Genomic DNA, 15,237 nt, shown 5'->3' with positions numbered 1-15,237 from the left:
GCTGAACCGCACCTTTAAGCAACAGTCTGCTCATGGCCGAAAACGACCATGTAGTCACCGTCCGCAGTGGCCACCATCGGTGAGATAGTCGAATTTTCCAGTCGCTACGTCGACTAAAAACCTCCCGCCGAGGCTATCGTCGATCAAGAGTTTGCGAGGCGTGTCGAGAAAAGTCGAGAGGCCGTCGCACCGCCAATGAATCGACGAGATGGAGGTTCGAATTCGCTTCACATCGCGATCCGAGTATAGATCCTGCAGCGCATACTGTTTTACGATTTTTCCATCAGACGAGTAAAGGGCCAGTACCGCTCCAATTCCTTGATTGTGCCAGTTATCCAGGGTGATCAAGTTACCCTCTTCCGTTACTTCAATCTGTTGAGGCGCAATCGGATTAAGCAGGGCGGTGCGGCTAACCATCGTGTATCTCTCGCCGTCGTACTTGTACCATTCAGCAACAGCATACGGACCTTTTTCACTTTCAGAGTATCCAAAGACATCGCCCATGCTTGATCCCGGCGTGATGTGCACGACATAAGTACCGTTCTCATTTGACTTTCCCATCGAGCGTGGGGCGCGTGTCGAGTCGGCATTCGCGCAAGAGAACAAGCAAAATAAGGCAAGTGCAACTAGAGATCTTTTCACGTGCTGTGATCCATCAATTTCGGGCCGCCACCTCGGGGCGAGATCGATTATATGTGTTGGTCCGCTACTGGCCGAAACCAACTACATTAGTCAGCATTTGACGGGCACGCCTCGCCAACACTCCACGAAGCAGGAACAGGAAGGAAGCTAGCCCAACCATCGTGTGCGCGCTGACATGCTGGGCCTACAATGCCTGGCAATTGCTCACTTGTTGCGAGAATGATTTTCGCCACGTCACTAGCTACGGATTCTACGTTATCAGGCGTTACAAAGAATGCAGTCGGACTTCCCGCCAGAATGCTATTGGTCGAGCCAACCGCGTGCGAATATCGCCAAAGGCCTTTTGCGCCCTCTCTGGCAGGAATCTCATGAAAAAACACGCCTACATCAACGGAGAATTCCCATGGCGCTTCGCCCGAATTCCAGCGACTACCACTTACCGCGAAGTGTTCACAGTATTGGGCGTTGTCGCGGCTGAATCTTGCCCCTTTCCTGGTAAAGCCATAAGGTTTCAATGTTTTGATTAGGCTGGAGCAGATGGCAGTACCCAACTCACGTACAGACATTAAACGTTACCTCTGTAGAAGGAATTTCTCTTAATCATACTTCCTGGCCGTCTGCTGTTGGCCGGATTCTGCCTGCGGCATCAACGTTGGACGTAACCGGCCGCAGCAGCGCGAAGCGATGCGTAGGTCCGGTTGACGGAATTGTTGGGCCAGTTGCGCATTACCTGGAGTGCCATGAGGTATGACAGTTCAAACATTGCTGAGCGGCCCGAGTTGCGAGCTTCCCACCACAGTGAGGGCAGATACCAAAAACATCTTCGCATTTCGGAAACATTCGATGATCCATGTACTCACGAACGACTTCAACAGCAACATCTTCAAGAGTAGCGATCTTCTTCTCGAGCGCGTCCCGGTTACCCACAAGATCATTTCCGATAGAAGAGAATGTTTCAACCGACGGACAAAATGTCGTCATTTCGGTTCCACACCGGGGACATTCGCGTTTTCCAAAAGTTCGCATTTAGGCCCAACGTGTTATAGATCGCAAAATACCGAGTTAACATGGGCGTCTACGATATAACATCCCTTGTTTTTGACCAAAGAAGCCCTTCAACGGCGGGGCTTCTTTAATATTTACTGCATTTCCATACAGGGTTAACAAAATCGACAAAAGTCGCAGCGACCTAGTACGCACCGATTTTGACATATTTGCAACCAACTGGGGAGGGAAGCCGAGGGCGCAACGGCAGCTGTTGGCCGATTTCAGCTTAGCCCTGCCAAATTAGGTCTAAGTCGCCATCGATGAACCCGACAGCGACGGCCTTTCCTTCCTTTAGTTTTGCTGCAGCACCCGACGACTTGCGTAGCAGCTTGACCAGCAACTGCTTCGTATCGCGTAGGCACTCTTCCCAGCTCCCGTCGGCGAATTCTCGAGGAATTGAAATAGAACGAGGACTGGCCACCCACGCCTCATCACATGCCCAGTCCCAGTCATCTTCATCGAACTCTTCGGCGCCGATTAGTTCAATTCCGTATTTTGACTCTGCAGATGCTAGTTCGAAGAGGTTAAATGAGTACGCCACTACTGTTTGAGGGACTTCTACAGCGAGCGCGGACGCAAGCCAGTGCTCAACATCTTCAGAAAATTCCATATTCCATTTATTCATTCAATTTGCTGCGGTAGTCCGGTTCTGGCCGATTGTACTCATTCACCAAGGTGACGCAGCCTGACTCAGGGCGATGCAATATCCGCCCGCTCACCCTCATCGATGGCGACTTTTCTGCTGCTGTCGAACATTGTTCCATCGCCGTAGTTCTCAATCACCGGATCCAGGTTTTCGGGCGCATGGAGAATTGTTGGGCCCCTTGAGCAGGCTTGCCGCATCAGGTATTCCGTCAAGCCCTCAGCCTGAATTTCTGGGGGGATCACTGCATGCATTTCCTCCAGCAATTCAACAGCCGCAGTTACGATCCATTCTACCGTCCGAAATTTTGGGCTGACGATCTGAATATTCTGCGAGTCGGTCTGGTCGAAGAAACCGTGTTGCAATTTGTGCCGAACATAGGATAGCGCAGTAATTCCACCTATGATGCGTCTTTCCAGATATGCCTGGCTTTCGCGGTCAGCGTAGCGAACGACATTGTCCGGAAATTCGTATCCCTCGGCTTCCAGAAGCGTCTCGGCGATGATGCCTGGCAGTAGCGGTCGCCCATCTTCGTGGCCGACTTCGAACAGCAGAATCTTCTTGAGCTTCTTGATCTCTTTCTGCAACTCCGTATCGGATTTCTGAACGGCGATCGTCGGCAAATAGTCGCGAATGAAGCGATTGGACGCCTCCATGAATGCGTCCCTGCTCATGTCCGGATGTGCTCGCAAGAATCTGTCATCCATATCGAGCATCTTCCATGCGTGGTTCAGGTCATGGATGAGAAACTCAAGCGGAGATTGCCAGAACTCATCCACATACACTGGCTCGGTCGACACCCCAATGAATAGATAGGGGCGCCCCGGACCTTCATGAGGTCCGTCGCAGAGATGTTATCAAAAGTCGGAATGATGATTGCTTCCGGGATTCGGCTCATCAGGTGTTCGTAGCGGTACCAGTAATTCTTCTGAAAGTGGGTGCTCAGGTTTTTTCTGGTACGCCATACCACGTCGAAGAAGGCTACTGCTTCGAACAAGACGCGCAAGGTCGGCGCATACGGACACATCGGTCCGTTCTCGATCGTGACATGATGAAGCTTGTGCAGCAATTGGTCTCGCATGATCTCCAGTGCCGCGTTGCCGCTGCAACTTTCGTCGACCGACGGGGAAGTCATCTGGCTGCGGACGTAGTCGACGACCGGCAATAATTCTATGACCGGCGTGTCCGGCCTGTCATTATTCTGGCTGAACCGTGCCCTGATATCCCGGTAAACGTCCAGCGGACTAGTTACCGCTTTCCGTATCCATTCGTGATGAGAAACGCCTTTGGTCTTCGTGAAGTTCTTTGCGAGGAGCGCGGCAACAATCTGCTTGTGATGTCTGAAAGCGAATGTGCCATTTCTCGTGTTGGGTGTGGTAACCAGGCTCTCAGTGATCCAACGGCCCTGAACCTTGTCCGTATCCGTGATCTCGACGAGGAGGCCGATGGTGTCGACGATATGGCGCGGGTCCGACGGCGCGGTAATGTCTCTGAGGTGATCGCGAAACCCGTGCGATATGGTCCTGTCCATATAGACTCGGGCTTCTTCGCCAGTCTCGGTCGCGGAAAAATAGTATTTTCGTCCGTTGCGTTCCGAGATTCCATAATGGATGGCGGCCGCTCGCAGCACCTTGGATGCGGTAATCCTTAGCGCAGCAAAAATGTCGCCTGGGATTCCAAATTCGTTCAGCTCGTCTTCGTCCTGGAGCAAACCGCCTGGCAGTGCCATGCCGGTGGGGAAAAAGGCCCGGTCCAGGACTAGAAATTCCTTCCCGCTCGGCCTTTCGCGCATCACTAGTACGTCGACGGTCCTGCGAACGAGGGTGCCCTGTTCAATTCGGTCCTTCGCTCGCCTCTTGAGCTCTTGATGGGAAAGCAGTGCAGCGATCACCTCGGATCGAGGTTCGATGTTCAGATAGCTGGCAATGTTGACTTCGATGCCATGCTTGCGAATCGGATCACGCAAGCGATGGAACCAGTAGAGCATGTAGATCAGCGACTCGGCATACAGAGCCGCTGGAAAACTTTGAGTATCGAGAGTCACCTGATACCGGCCGAGTATATCAAGAACGATTTCAGTCGAGATGTCTGAACGTTCAAGCAAATAAGAAGGCGGTGGAGTCGCTCCTGAAACTGGTTCAGTATCCAGCGATCCGAGTCGCGGCGCGGGCTCGTCAAATGTCATTCCATCTTCCTCAATGTATATTGCATGTGAAGTCCTAATCGATTCGCAACTTCCGTTATTGGCCGTTACTGGAGGTCGCCCCACCCGAAAGCGCTTTGTGCTATCAGCATCGCTGCAGCCAAGATCACATTTTTCGCCTTCACCCGTTCACCTCAACAAGCCTTTCCGATTCATCCACGGCTCATGCCTGATCCGCCGCGCATCAAACGGCGGCGATGTGCCTGCGTCGATAAAGCAGGCACCGGTTTAGTCGAATTAGCGTGCCTGCGCTCGGAAGCGCCAGATTGCCAGCGTCCCGAATACCACCGCGAACGCAAGCTGCACGCCAGCCGTCTGCAGCGCCACATCCATTCCCAGCCCACGCCAGGTCATGGCATCCAGGCCGTCAACCGCCCAGCGCGTCGGCACAATAATGGTCAGCTGCTGCATCCACGCAGGGAACACGAACGTCGGCACCCAAGCCCCGCCCAGCATCACCAGGATCAGGGTGGCAAAAACCGCCAGCCCGCGCGCCGCCTCGGGCGTCTTGCCGAACGCTGCAATCAACAAGCCGAACGAAGCAGTCATCAGCGAGAAGGCTGCTACCACCAGTGCAAATCCCGGCACATTGGTCACCTGCACTTTAAAGATCAACATCGCGCAGAAGTAGATCGCTGTCATCAGGCCGGCGGCAATCATCGCGCCCGACAACGCGCGCGCAAGCAGCACTTGCGACATGGTCACCGGCGCCGCCAGCAAACGGTTCCAGATCCCCATGCGGCGCGCCAGCAGGATGCCGATACCGAGGTCGATCCCCATGAACAGGATGAACTGCACGCCCATTCCGGCAAACGAGTGCGCGTAACCGTTGTACTTCGGACCTGAGCTGAGAGCTTGATCCTTCGTGGTAAACGGCACGCTCAAGCCACCGCCGCCTCTCGACTCCCTGGCCGGTTTGGCTGCTTCCTGCTCCTGGAATTTCTTCAGGCTGCCCAGCAGGCCGACCAGCGCTTCCTTTTCATCGCTCGCAGGAGAATTCTCCAGTTTCTTCAGGCTGTCGTCGGTGAACTTGGCGCCCGTCGCGCTGCCGCCCATCACTTCACCAGTCACGCCCTGCATAACGTGCTGCGTCAGCAAGCCTTTCACCATCGCCAGCACGGTCGATTGCGATGGATCGTAATACACCGGCAATTCCGGCTTGCTGCCTGACTGGAACAGCGACTGGCCGGCAGCATCGCCGAAACCGGCCGGGATCACGACGGCCACCATCAGCTTGCCTGAACGGACTTTTTCCTGCGCTTCCTGCAGGCTCATTTCCTTGACGGTCAAGTTGGCATCGGCCTTCAGCGAGTCGCCGACTTTTCGGCCGATCACGCTGCTGTCCTGCTGCACAAGGCCGATTTCGATCTTGCTGTTGTTGCCGCTGTCGCCGCCGCCGAACAGTGAGCCAAAGAAGGCCGCCAGCACGATCGGCATCAGCAAGTTGAGCATCAACGCGCGCTTGTCGTTGATGTAGAGGATCAGGTCCTTGCGGATCATTGCAATAATTGCTGTCATCGGAATTCCTTAGTCGCGCAAGGTGCGGCCGGTCAGGGAAAGGAAGATGTCTTCCAGCTTGGTACGGGCGGTGGAGAAATGAGCCAGCGTGTGCCCCTGCTCATCCAGCCAGCGCAGCACCGGTGCGGCATGGGCGGCGCCGTGCAGGCTGATGTCTAGCGAGACGCCATCGCGGCGCACGCCAGCGACGCCCGGCAAGCCAGCCAGCGACGCGACCAGCAACTCCGCCGGCAGGACGTCGCTGCCCGCCAATTCCACCTGCAGGGCTGCTTGCGTCGGCAGGCGGCGGTACAGTTCCGCCGGCGGCGCATCTGCCAGCACCTTGCCGTGGTCGATGATCACGATATGGTCGGCCAGCCGCTCCACTTCTTCCATGTAATGGCTGGTGTAAATCAGCGAGCGCCCTTGTGCCTTCAACGCTTCCAGCGTCTCAAAAATGGCATTGCGGCTTTGCGGGTCAACGCCCACAGTCGGCTCGTCGAGAATCAGCAATTGCGGATCATGCAGCAGCGCCGCGCCGATATTCAGGCGGCGCTTCATACCGCCCGAGAATGTCGAAGGCTTTTCCTTCGCACGGTCCGACAGGCCCACAAGCGCCAGCACTTCTTGCGCGCGCTTGACCAGCGCTGCGCCCTTCATGCCATACAGGGCGCCGAACAGCTTGAGGTTTTCGATTGCGGGGAGCTCTTCGTATAAGGCCAGGTCTTGCGGCACCAGCCCCAGCTTCATCTTGGCCGAGCTGGCGCCATGCACCACCGGCTCGCCATCCAGCGTGACGCTGCCCGCGTCGGCCTTGATCAAGCCGCAGATCATGCTGACTGTCGTCGACTTGCCGGCGCCGTTCGGCCCCAGCAGGCCCACGGTCTGGCCCCGCTGCACCTGGAACGAAACGCCGTCGACCGCGCGCCGCTCGCCATAAGATTTGCTCAACCCACTGACACTTAACACTCTTCGTCCTCCGGAAAAAAAACGGCGCCGCTACTGCGGCGCCGCCATCGGTGCATATGCCTCTACAGGGCGTATCGCACCACGTTGTCACTCCATTCAAATGCCGACATTTCCAGCTCCACCAGTTCCTCGGTCGAAATCGCGAGGTCGGCCAGCGCCGGAAGGATGCGCGTGTCCATGTCTTCCAGGCGCTCGATGCATTCGGCCAGCTTGAGCAGGTCGCCGAAGAAGCCGCCGCGGAACACGAGCGCTTCCCCGACCTCATCCCCCATCGGGATCTGCGCCAGGATTTCCTGCATCGGAATGCCAAACAGCGTATCCATCAGCGACATGATGCCAACCGTGAAAGCGATATCGGCCACGTGCCGGTGGGCCGGGCGCAGCTTGGTCGCCAACAGTTCCAGCAGGCGGCCGCGCGTGGTGGCCAGCATCAGCAAGGGCGTCATGGAATGTCCGCGCTTGCCAGGCTCCGCGTACAGCATGATCTGCAGCCAGCGCTGAAGCTGGCGACGGCCCAGGACATGCACCGCCTGGCTCAGGGAATCGATGCGCTGGCGCGCGCCTACGGCCGGCGTATTCACCAGGCGCAGCAGGTTGAGGGCCAGCGAAACGTCCTTTTTGATGGCGCGCTCGATCTCGGCGTTGTCCGCATCCGAGGTCACGAGGGTCATCAGCTCCATCACCGCCATTTGCGACGGCGACAGCTTCTTGCCGCTCATGATGACCGGCTTGGCAAAGTAATAGCCCTGGAAGTAATCGCAGCCCAGGTCCAGGCAATTCTTGAATTCGTCGCGATTCTCGACCTTGCTGGCCACCAGCTTTTTGCCGTCCTGCTTGATGCGCGGGGCCAGCTGGACCAGGCCATCAAGCGGCATGTCGCGCATCGACAGCTTGACGTATTCCACCATCGGCAACAGCGCAGGCAACTGCGGCGAATCGGGATTGATATCGTCCAGCGAGAAGCGGAAGCCGTGGCTCACCAGCTCCGACATGCGCGACAGCACAGCTGGCGCCAGGGTGTTGGCAGCGCTAACTTCCAGCACCAGTTTTTCGCGCGGCAGGAAGCCAAAGATATCGCTCAGGATCGCATCGGCATCGACGTTGACGAAGCCGATCGCATCGCCGATGGTGCGCTCCATGCCCAGTTGCGCGGCGTGCGCCACTACCGCAGCGGTAGCAGACAGCGCGGAAGTATTAATATTGGCCGGCCCAACCGGGGCGTTGCGAAAAAGCAACTCGTAACCGAACAAGGCCTGGTTGCGGTCCAGGATCGGCTGGCGGCCCAGATAAAATTCGCGAACTTTCAGGCTCTGGGAGGCCGCATCGTTGCTGGAAAGGTCGATCATAGGGAAATTCCTGACGTGTCCTGCCATTTTGGCATCAAATCCTGCCGGTGTCTGTTAAATTTTCTCGAAGTCCCGTTTCTGCGGCAGGCCATCCACAAAGCACTTCATCTCGCCCGGCACGAAGGCAGTCCATTGCTCATTAGTAGTTAGTGGCTGGGTGACGATCACTGCCACGCGGTCGTCCGGCGTGGTGACTTGCGAAAAGTCGACGCTCACGTCCTCGTCCGACAGCTTGGCCGTATCGAAGGGATATTGGCGCACGATGTAGTGCAGATGGGTCGAACAATGCGCAAACAGGGCGCGGCCGTCGGAGAGCATCATGTTGAAAGTGCCGTGTGCGGCGATGCTGCGCACGGTCTTCTCGATCTGCGCGCGCAGCATCGGCAGCGGCGGACAGGTATCGCCGAAGCGCTCGCTCAATTCCTGCAGGATCAGGCAGAAGGCCTGTTCGCTGTCGGTAGTGCCGACCGGACGGAAAGGCCCATGCAGCACCGGCGCGAATTCCTTCAGGTCGCCGTTATGGGCAAACACCCAGTAGCGGCCCCACAGCTCGCGCACGAAGGGGTGGCAGTTCTCCAGCATGACCTCGCCCTGCGTGGCCTTGCGGATATGCGCGATCACGTTCTTGGACTTGATCGGATAGTTTTTGATCAGTTCCGCAATCGGCGAATGGATCGCGGCCTGGTGGTCGACAAAATGGCGCACGCCGGCGCCTTCGAAAAAGGCGATGCCCCAGCCGTCATGGTGGGTATCGGTCTGCCCGCCGCGCAGGGCGAAGCCGGTGAAACTGAACACAATGTCGGTCGGGACATTGCAGTTCATTGCAAGTAATTGGCACATCCCACAACTTTAACAGGTTGCGAGGCCGAAGCAATGGCCTTCACTATGCATCCAGAGCCCGTGCGGGCCTAAATCAACTGCCTTTACCGCGAAGGAATTAGTTGATGCCATTGACTAGGCAAATACCAACGAAAATCACTGAACCACCTAAGGCCAATAACGACGGTCCCCTCTGATCGAATGGCGCGACACGACGCGCAATGGCGCCAGCCGTAACGAAGCCAAAAAATATGACGCAATCGAAAATCATGACAAGAAGCGCCAGTGCCAGGCCGCCCTGTTCCAGCGTGAGCACGGCATGCAAGAGCGCCAATGCTGACAATCCCAGGGTAAATGAAATGATCGAACTTGCGATCTGCGATAGCCGTTCTTCAAGATGAGCTACCAAGGCCTCAAGCCGAGGCAATGGAAAGCCAAAGCTCCGAAACAACGTTGACGCTGCCGCAATCGCTATCAAGCCAACGAATACCAGCGTGAACGCATTGAACGACACGAAATCGGAAAAAAGCTCTGTTGGCCACGCCTTTCCTGTGGCAACGCCAAGTGTTTTGAGCTTGAACTGCCAGAGCATTAGTAGTCCGACCACTACTCCGCAGGTTCCGAAAAAATAGATGTCTTTTCTAATTTCGGTGACGAGGCGGCCTGCGATCAATTTGAAATCGGTCATCATAATGGCGGGGCCTGGGTCGGCGTCAAATCAGCATGTTTGCACAGTAAGGTGGTCGCTTGTATAACCATCTTCTGAATGATCTCTGCGGCCGGTGGCGCATCCAGGATGATGCCGGAAACCTCCCCCATCAGTACGCCGGAATTGTCGGCGTCGCCCTTCCTGAACGCATCCCAGAACCGCTCGAACTCGACATCGATTGATTTCTCCAGTTCGCGCTCGCGCCCATGCCATGCCGAGACAAAATCATTCTTCAGCACTCGGACCACGAATTCCGAGTTAGGCCAGTAACGCTTGCGCACCACGTCGACCGAGTTGGACTTGATCGTAGCGTCGCCATCGGCACGAATGATCGCTTGCCGGAAGCCTTCCGGCGCCTCCGATTCGGCCGCCGCGATGAAACGGGTGCCAACCAGGACACCGTCCGCGCCGAGCATCAGCGCTGCCGCGAGCCCTCGCCCGTCACCGACTCCGCCGGCCGCTACCAGCACCGTTTCTGGCGCATGCTTTGCCAGGTAATCGGCCGCTTCAGGCACCAGCGTGAACAAGCCTCGATGGCCGCTATGGCCGCCCGCCTCGCAGCCCTCGGCCACGATGATGTCGGCGCCGGCGTCGACGGCCTCGCGCAGGTACTTCATGCCTTGCACTTGGCAGATCAGCGGGATGCCGCGCGCTTTAATGATCGAGGCGTGCGGCTCCAGCTCGCCGAACGACAGCATCAGCACGGCCGGCCGTTTGGCCAGGACCTGCTCGAGCAACGTCGAATCCCGCGCCATCGACCACGTAATGAACCCACAGCCGACGCGCGCACCGCCCGCTGCCGCGAATTGCCGCTCGATCCACTCGGCATCGCCATAGCCAGCGCCGATGATGCCCAGGCCGCCGGCATTGGTTACCGCCGCCGCCAGCCTGCCGCCGGCCATGACGCCCATCGGCGCAAGCAGGATCGGATGCTCGATCCCGAGCCTTTCCGTAAGCTTGGTCTTCAGTCCCATGCGCTCACCATGACGTAGTAGCCATCCGGATCGCGCAGCGCGAATTCCCTCGTGCCGGTGCTTGGGTTGACGCTGACATCTTCTTCGAGGTTCGCCACCAGGCCGCGCGCCCTTGCCAGCGCCTCGTCGAAATCGTCTACGCGGAAGAATAGCAACAGCCCATTGCCGGGCTGCGAATCGCCCGGGCTTGCCAGAGTGGGGTGGTCATGCGATCCCCACTGGTGCAAGCAGAGCAGAACCGTGCCATCGGGGTCGCGTACCTGCCCAAAGAATTCGTGGGCCGGTGCGGTCTTTGGCTGGCCAAACAAAGTCTGGTACCAGTTGAAGCTATGAGCGACATCGGCGACGCCGATGATTGTCCAGGTGCGTTTCATAGATCCTCCCGCGAGTTTCTAACGCGTATTTGCCTAGTCTGACGGAAAACGCCGCTCCCAAAGCGCCTTCAAACGAGAATCCTCGTCGACGCGCTTGACCACTGGAGTCATGTTTGGCGCCTCTTGATAGAAACGCTCACGCCATGGACCGAAGCGCGAAATCACAGCCACGAAGAGATCGAGTACGCTCAAGGTATCGCCCAGCAAGTACTTGGAAGGGCGTAGTTGCGCGTCCATGGTACGCCAGCAGAAAGCTATGCGCTCATGGATTGAGTCTACTACATCATCCCTGGCGCTTTGCGGTGCGCCAATCCTGCTCACATCCGGCTTGATCCAGTGCAGTGAGTAGATTGCTGACGAGACGAAAAACATCCAGCGCAGGAATTGCGCACGCAACGGATCATGTGGGCCCGGCGCCAACCTCGCGCCCGGGTGAGCGTCAGCCAGCCAAAGCAGGATGGCCGCGCTCTCTGTAAGCGTCTCGCCACTCGGCAACACCAGAGTCGGAACTTGCCGCAGCGCGTTTTGCCCTCCAACACGCTTCCGCGCTGCTGCCGAAGACCAGGTTTCCCCTTCTATTACCAGGAATGGAATGTCAAGCAGCTCCAGGGCGGCTTCAACGGCGACTGAACCGGAAGCCGCAGCTCCATACAAGACGAATTGCTGGTTATTGGTCATGGCAGTCTGATGGTGGTGCCTACAGTACTTCGACTCGCCCATGCTCCACTATGTGCGCCAAGGCAGACGACACTAACGCGAGCTCCGCCTTGGACAGGCTAAAGGAAACGACAATCCCGGATAATCCGATGCGCACCGCAGCGTCGGAAGTGAACTGGAATTTCACTGCATCCGGCAGCACCTGCACCTTTTCAACACCACCGTAACATCCCTTCGACTGGCCCCCCAGTTCAATATAGTGCACGTTGAGTCCGCGCTCACCCAGCACGTTCTCGACATCGCGCTGGACCAGGAAATAGTCCCCGTGCGCGGGGCCGCCAAATGCGACTGTCCAGATTCCATCGACTGGCGCGGCTGAAACTTCCGAGGCAAAGAAATTGAAGCTCTGCACCGGCGACAAGGTATGCGCGTCGCGTGAAAGATGCCACTGGCCGTCGGGGAGCTTGCGGTAAATTGTCATTCGCTGTCCGGCAAGCAGGGTTGCATTGCCACCGGCGCGCGGCGTCACGCTCAAGTGGTCTGCGCTGCGCGTGTAGGCAAAATCGTCCGCTACGACCAGCTCTTTCAGTTCGCTGCCGCAGGCGATGCGAAACTCTTGATGGGCCGCAGTGAACTTGGCTGAAAAACCTTCCCTGCCAATAGGCGCCTCGCCCGGATTGAGGAAGACGACGTCCTCGGTCATGATGGCAAGCAGGCTGGAAAGGTCCGCCGCATTGGCTGCCTCGACCCACTTCGCGTGCACCGCGCGGATTGCGTTTTCTTCGGCTGCCATCATTTGTCTCCGTAGCGCACTGCTTTTCAGGCCTCGTCGGAAGAATCGAAATTCAGCTCTACCCCATTTCCAGCTGGATCGGTGAGGAAAATCTGGACCTGCTGCGTTGCCGGAACAAGGGCCACGCGGTACCGGATGCCTCGCAAGGCCAACGCCCTCTCATACGCAGGGCGATCACGACAACGAAAGGCTGCGTGGTCAAATGTGCCCGACGGCTGCGTCGGCCTGACTTCCTCCGGCCCGGCTTCCGACAGGTGCAAAACGGCATGTCCGCCAGCGTAAAGCCAATAGCCAAAGCTGCGCAATGGAGGTCGCTGGCCAACGGTCAAGCCGACTACGTCGCAGTAGAAGTCGCGCAGTTCATCAAGCAATGCTCGCGGTGCACGCAGGTTGTAGTGACTGAATCCGAGGGCGCTCATGGTTATGCGTTCTGGCAGTATGTTCAGGGGAGTGTCAGCGGGAATCATACTCCCACATCATTCCCGCCGCGGGGATCAGGCGTGGAAGTACGCTGCGTGCCGCAGCACTTAACGGGGTGAGCTCTCGAGCAGAACCTGCCCTGTATCGCTGGTCGAGCTGGCGGTAACGCGCGCCGCCCCGAGACTATCTTTCAGGCCTGCCACCAGATTTCGGTAGAGCACAACGCCGGCCTCGCCAAACGGTTTGGGGCCGCTGAAGAAAATATTTACTTGATAAGTCTCCTGGTCCGAATCCAACGGGATGCCGACCATGTATTCTTCGGGAATCCTGGTAGAGAAAATCCTGAAGTGCGGAGTACGCGCTGGATTAAGCTGCTCCGTGAACCCTAGCCGCTGGAGTTCAGGGAGTACAGTCGCAGGCATTCCTGGCGCTGCATCGGTGAGGGCGATGCGGATCGACGCTGTGAACAGTGCGGATTTCTCTTGCGCGCAGCCGCTGAATATCAACGCACCTACGAGAATCAAGCAGCGAAGCTTGAGAACGATCGTTGGAGTTGTAGAACGCAATTACTGGCCCAAGTGTGAAGAAAATGTCGAATTGACATTTTTCCAAATTCTATCACGGGGCTTTCGAATCGATTCAGCAGAGGAAACGGGCAGCGCTGGCATGGCTGCCCATGGTGGAGCAAGGGAGCGCTCCACGGAGGATGCAAAAGAACTTAGTGCAGCAGCACCGGTTGACTCATCAGTGCTTCATAGTTGCCCAGGAAATCATCGATCTCCTCGATGGTGGGCTCGCTGGCAATCAATTCGTTAACGTCGCGGCGGAAGTTCTGCGCCATGACCCCGGCAATGAAGATTTCGCGCTTGCCGCCTTTGTCGACGATCTCGTAGCCGCCGAAGCGCAAGGCTTCCAGGCTGCGGTCTGCGCCAAATTCGACAACACTGTATTGCTCGCTGTTGTAAATGAGGTTCATATGGCTTCCTTCACGTTTCGTTTCCAAACCGAGATGGGGCTGTCATAGCCATTTTCAAGCGTTCAGTACCGGCTCCAGGCGCAGCAGGGCGTCGTAAGGGGCCGTGGCAAGCATGGCGCGCAGGCTATCCACGTGAGTGGCATCCGCCAGGCTGATAAAGAGCTGCGCCGGGGGACGGCGCAAGAGACGATTCAATGTAACACGTAAGACAAGATTACCGGCGCAGCATAGGCAGCCGGGGGCGATGCGGTGTACCTGCGGCTGCCATGCCGTCGGGTCACTTTCATCATACACCAATGGAGAATGTGCGTCGGCCAAACCTTCAAGGATGATGGCCGTGGCGTGGCCAGGCGACAAAACGGCCGCAATCGCGTTTTCACGTGCTGCGGCCGTCGGGCCTGTTACCAGCGTAGTCGGAATCAAGCCTGGTTTTTCTTCGACAGCTTGCCGGGCTCCACGCCCAGTTGCTTGAGCTTGCGGTACAGGTGGGTGCGCTCCAGTCCCGTCTTCTCGGCCACGCGGGTCATGCTGCCGCCTTCGCGGCCCAGGTGGTGTTCGAAGTACATGCGCTCGAACGCGTCGCGCGCTTCGCGCAGCGGCAGGTCGAACGACAGGTTGAAGATCGGGTTGTCGCCGTTGACGGCGCGTGCCATGCCCAGGTTGTGGGTCACCGGTTGCTGCGCCACCTGCGCCTGGCCGAAACTGCTTTCCTCGACCGGCGCCGGCATCACCGGGCGGGTCGTCATGACCGGTGCGCGCACCGCTTCCTGTGCGCGGCTCAGGCCGGCCTGCACGGCCTTCAGCAGCTTCTGCATCGCAATCGGCTTTTCCAGGAAATTCATGGCGCCGATGCGGGTTGCCTCCACCGCGGTATCAATGGTCGCGTGACCCGACATCATGATGACCGGCATGGTCAGCAAGCCATCGCGCTGCCATTCCTTGAGCAGCGTAACGCCGTCCGTGTCCGGCATCCAGATGTCGAGCAAGACCAGGTCGGGCGCCCCGGCGGCGCGCGCCTGGCGCGCCTGCTGGGCGTTCTCCGCCAGCGTGACCGCATGACCTTCGTCGCCCAGGATTTCCGAGAGCAGCTCCCGAATGCCCATTTCATCATCAACTACGAGAATGTTTGCCATGTATCCCTTGCCCCTTCCCTCATTTTTATCGCTCT

At 57.7% G+C, this 15,237-nt stretch carries 19 protein-coding genes; all 19 read right to left on the bottom strand.

Annotated features, from left to right (window positions below; genetic code table 11):
* Positions 1 to 54 precede the first annotated feature (54 nt).
* The 19 genes from ACN9MU_RS06610 to ACN9MU_RS06520 all read right to left on the bottom strand — a co-directional run bounded on the left by ACN9MU_RS06610 (position 55) and on the right by ACN9MU_RS06520 (position 15,202).
* Complete coding sequence (locus ACN9MU_RS06610) at positions 55 to 504, bottom strand: hypothetical protein (RefSeq protein WP_426344318.1); 450 nt, start codon at positions 502 to 504, stop codon at positions 55 to 57.
* A 224-nt stretch (positions 505 to 728) separates the two neighbouring features.
* Positions 729 to 1,208, bottom strand: coding sequence for a hypothetical protein (locus ACN9MU_RS06605; protein ID WP_426344317.1), 480 nt, complete (start codon positions 1,206 to 1,208; stop codon positions 729 to 731).
* Between the two features lie 707 nt (positions 1,209 to 1,915).
* On the bottom strand, positions 1,916 to 2,314 hold the full coding sequence (locus ACN9MU_RS06600) for a hypothetical protein (RefSeq protein WP_426337062.1): 399 nt from the start codon (positions 2,312 to 2,314) through the stop codon (positions 1,916 to 1,918).
* Positions 2,315 to 2,379: 65 nt separating this feature from the next.
* Positions 2,380 to 3,039, bottom strand: a complete 660-nt coding sequence (locus tag ACN9MU_RS06595) for a hypothetical protein (protein ID WP_426344316.1) — start codon at positions 3,037 to 3,039, stop codon at positions 2,380 to 2,382.
* A 23-nt stretch (positions 3,040 to 3,062) separates the two neighbouring features.
* A complete protein-coding gene (locus ACN9MU_RS06590) occupies positions 3,063 to 4,517 on the bottom strand; it encodes a hypothetical protein (RefSeq protein ID WP_426344315.1) in 1,455 nt (484 codons plus the stop codon).
* Positions 4,518 to 4,772: 255 nt separating this feature from the next.
* Positions 4,773 to 6,053: an ABC transporter permease gene (locus ACN9MU_RS06585; protein WP_426321226.1), complete on the bottom strand. Its 1,281-nt coding sequence runs from the start codon at positions 6,051 to 6,053 to the stop codon at positions 4,773 to 4,775.
* A 9-nt stretch (positions 6,054 to 6,062) separates the two neighbouring features.
* The gene (locus ACN9MU_RS06580; RefSeq protein ID WP_426321224.1) at positions 6,063 to 6,983 is read right to left on the bottom strand and encodes an ABC transporter ATP-binding protein; all 921 of its coding nucleotides are present in this window, start codon (positions 6,981 to 6,983) and stop codon (positions 6,063 to 6,065) included.
* Between the two features lie 80 nt (positions 6,984 to 7,063).
* Positions 7,064 to 8,347: an EAL and HDOD domain-containing protein gene (locus tag ACN9MU_RS06575; RefSeq protein WP_426168728.1), complete on the bottom strand. Its 1,284-nt coding sequence runs from the start codon at positions 8,345 to 8,347 to the stop codon at positions 7,064 to 7,066.
* A 54-nt stretch (positions 8,348 to 8,401) separates the two neighbouring features.
* Positions 8,402 to 9,187: a class II glutamine amidotransferase gene (locus ACN9MU_RS06570; RefSeq protein WP_426337026.1), complete on the bottom strand. Its 786-nt coding sequence runs from the start codon at positions 9,185 to 9,187 to the stop codon at positions 8,402 to 8,404.
* Between the two features lie 97 nt (positions 9,188 to 9,284).
* Positions 9,285 to 9,857 carry a hypothetical protein gene (locus ACN9MU_RS06565; protein WP_426337025.1) on the bottom strand — a complete coding sequence of 191 codons (573 nt, stop codon included), beginning with the start codon at positions 9,855 to 9,857 and terminating at the stop codon, positions 9,285 to 9,287.
* Positions 9,854 to 10,849 carry an NAD(P)H-dependent flavin oxidoreductase gene (locus tag ACN9MU_RS06560; RefSeq protein WP_426344314.1) on the bottom strand — a complete coding sequence of 332 codons (996 nt, stop codon included), beginning with the start codon at positions 10,847 to 10,849 and terminating at the stop codon, positions 9,854 to 9,856. Before ACN9MU_RS06560 ends, ACN9MU_RS06565 begins: the two co-directional genes overlap by 4 nt.
* Positions 10,840 to 11,223 (bottom strand): VOC family protein, encoded by a 384-nt coding sequence (locus ACN9MU_RS06555; RefSeq protein ID WP_426168717.1) that lies wholly within the window; start codon positions 11,221 to 11,223, stop codon positions 10,840 to 10,842. The genes ACN9MU_RS06560 and ACN9MU_RS06555 overlap by 10 nt, the downstream gene beginning before the upstream one ends.
* Positions 11,224 to 11,256: 33 nt before the next feature.
* Complete coding sequence (locus ACN9MU_RS06550; protein WP_426168714.1) at positions 11,257 to 11,901, bottom strand: glutathione S-transferase family protein; 645 nt, start codon at positions 11,899 to 11,901, stop codon at positions 11,257 to 11,259.
* A gap of 19 nt (positions 11,902 to 11,920) precedes the next feature.
* Entirely contained in the window at positions 11,921 to 12,676 is a 756-nt protein-coding gene (locus tag ACN9MU_RS06545; protein WP_426168711.1) for an Imm10 family immunity protein, read from the bottom strand.
* Positions 12,677 to 12,699: 23 nt separating this feature from the next.
* The gene (locus ACN9MU_RS06540) at positions 12,700 to 13,092 is read right to left on the bottom strand and encodes a VOC family protein (RefSeq protein ID WP_426168708.1); all 393 of its coding nucleotides are present in this window, start codon (positions 13,090 to 13,092) and stop codon (positions 12,700 to 12,702) included.
* Between the two features lie 108 nt (positions 13,093 to 13,200).
* Positions 13,201 to 13,617 carry a hypothetical protein gene (locus ACN9MU_RS06535; protein ID WP_426344313.1) on the bottom strand — a complete coding sequence of 139 codons (417 nt, stop codon included), beginning with the start codon at positions 13,615 to 13,617 and terminating at the stop codon, positions 13,201 to 13,203.
* Positions 13,618 to 13,811: 194 nt separating this feature from the next.
* Positions 13,812 to 14,069, bottom strand: coding sequence for a BTH_I0359 family protein (locus tag ACN9MU_RS06530; protein ID WP_055928525.1), 258 nt, complete (start codon positions 14,067 to 14,069; stop codon positions 13,812 to 13,814).
* Between the two features lie 54 nt (positions 14,070 to 14,123).
* A complete protein-coding gene (locus ACN9MU_RS06525) occupies positions 14,124 to 14,252 on the bottom strand; it encodes a hypothetical protein (RefSeq protein ID WP_307143689.1) in 129 nt (42 codons plus the stop codon).
* Positions 14,253 to 14,488: 236 nt separating this feature from the next.
* Entirely contained in the window at positions 14,489 to 15,202 is a 714-nt protein-coding gene (locus tag ACN9MU_RS06520) for a response regulator (RefSeq protein ID WP_426168703.1), read from the bottom strand.
* Between the last annotated feature and the right edge of the window lie 35 nt (positions 15,203 to 15,237).

The sequence above is a fragment of the Pseudoduganella sp. R-32 genome (assembly GCF_049913245.1).
In the GTDB taxonomy this organism is placed as follows: Bacteria; Pseudomonadota; Gammaproteobacteria; order Burkholderiales; family Burkholderiaceae_D; genus Rugamonas.
The sequence above is the reverse complement of the archived record's forward strand: the minus strand, read 5'-3'. Positions and strand labels throughout refer to the sequence as shown.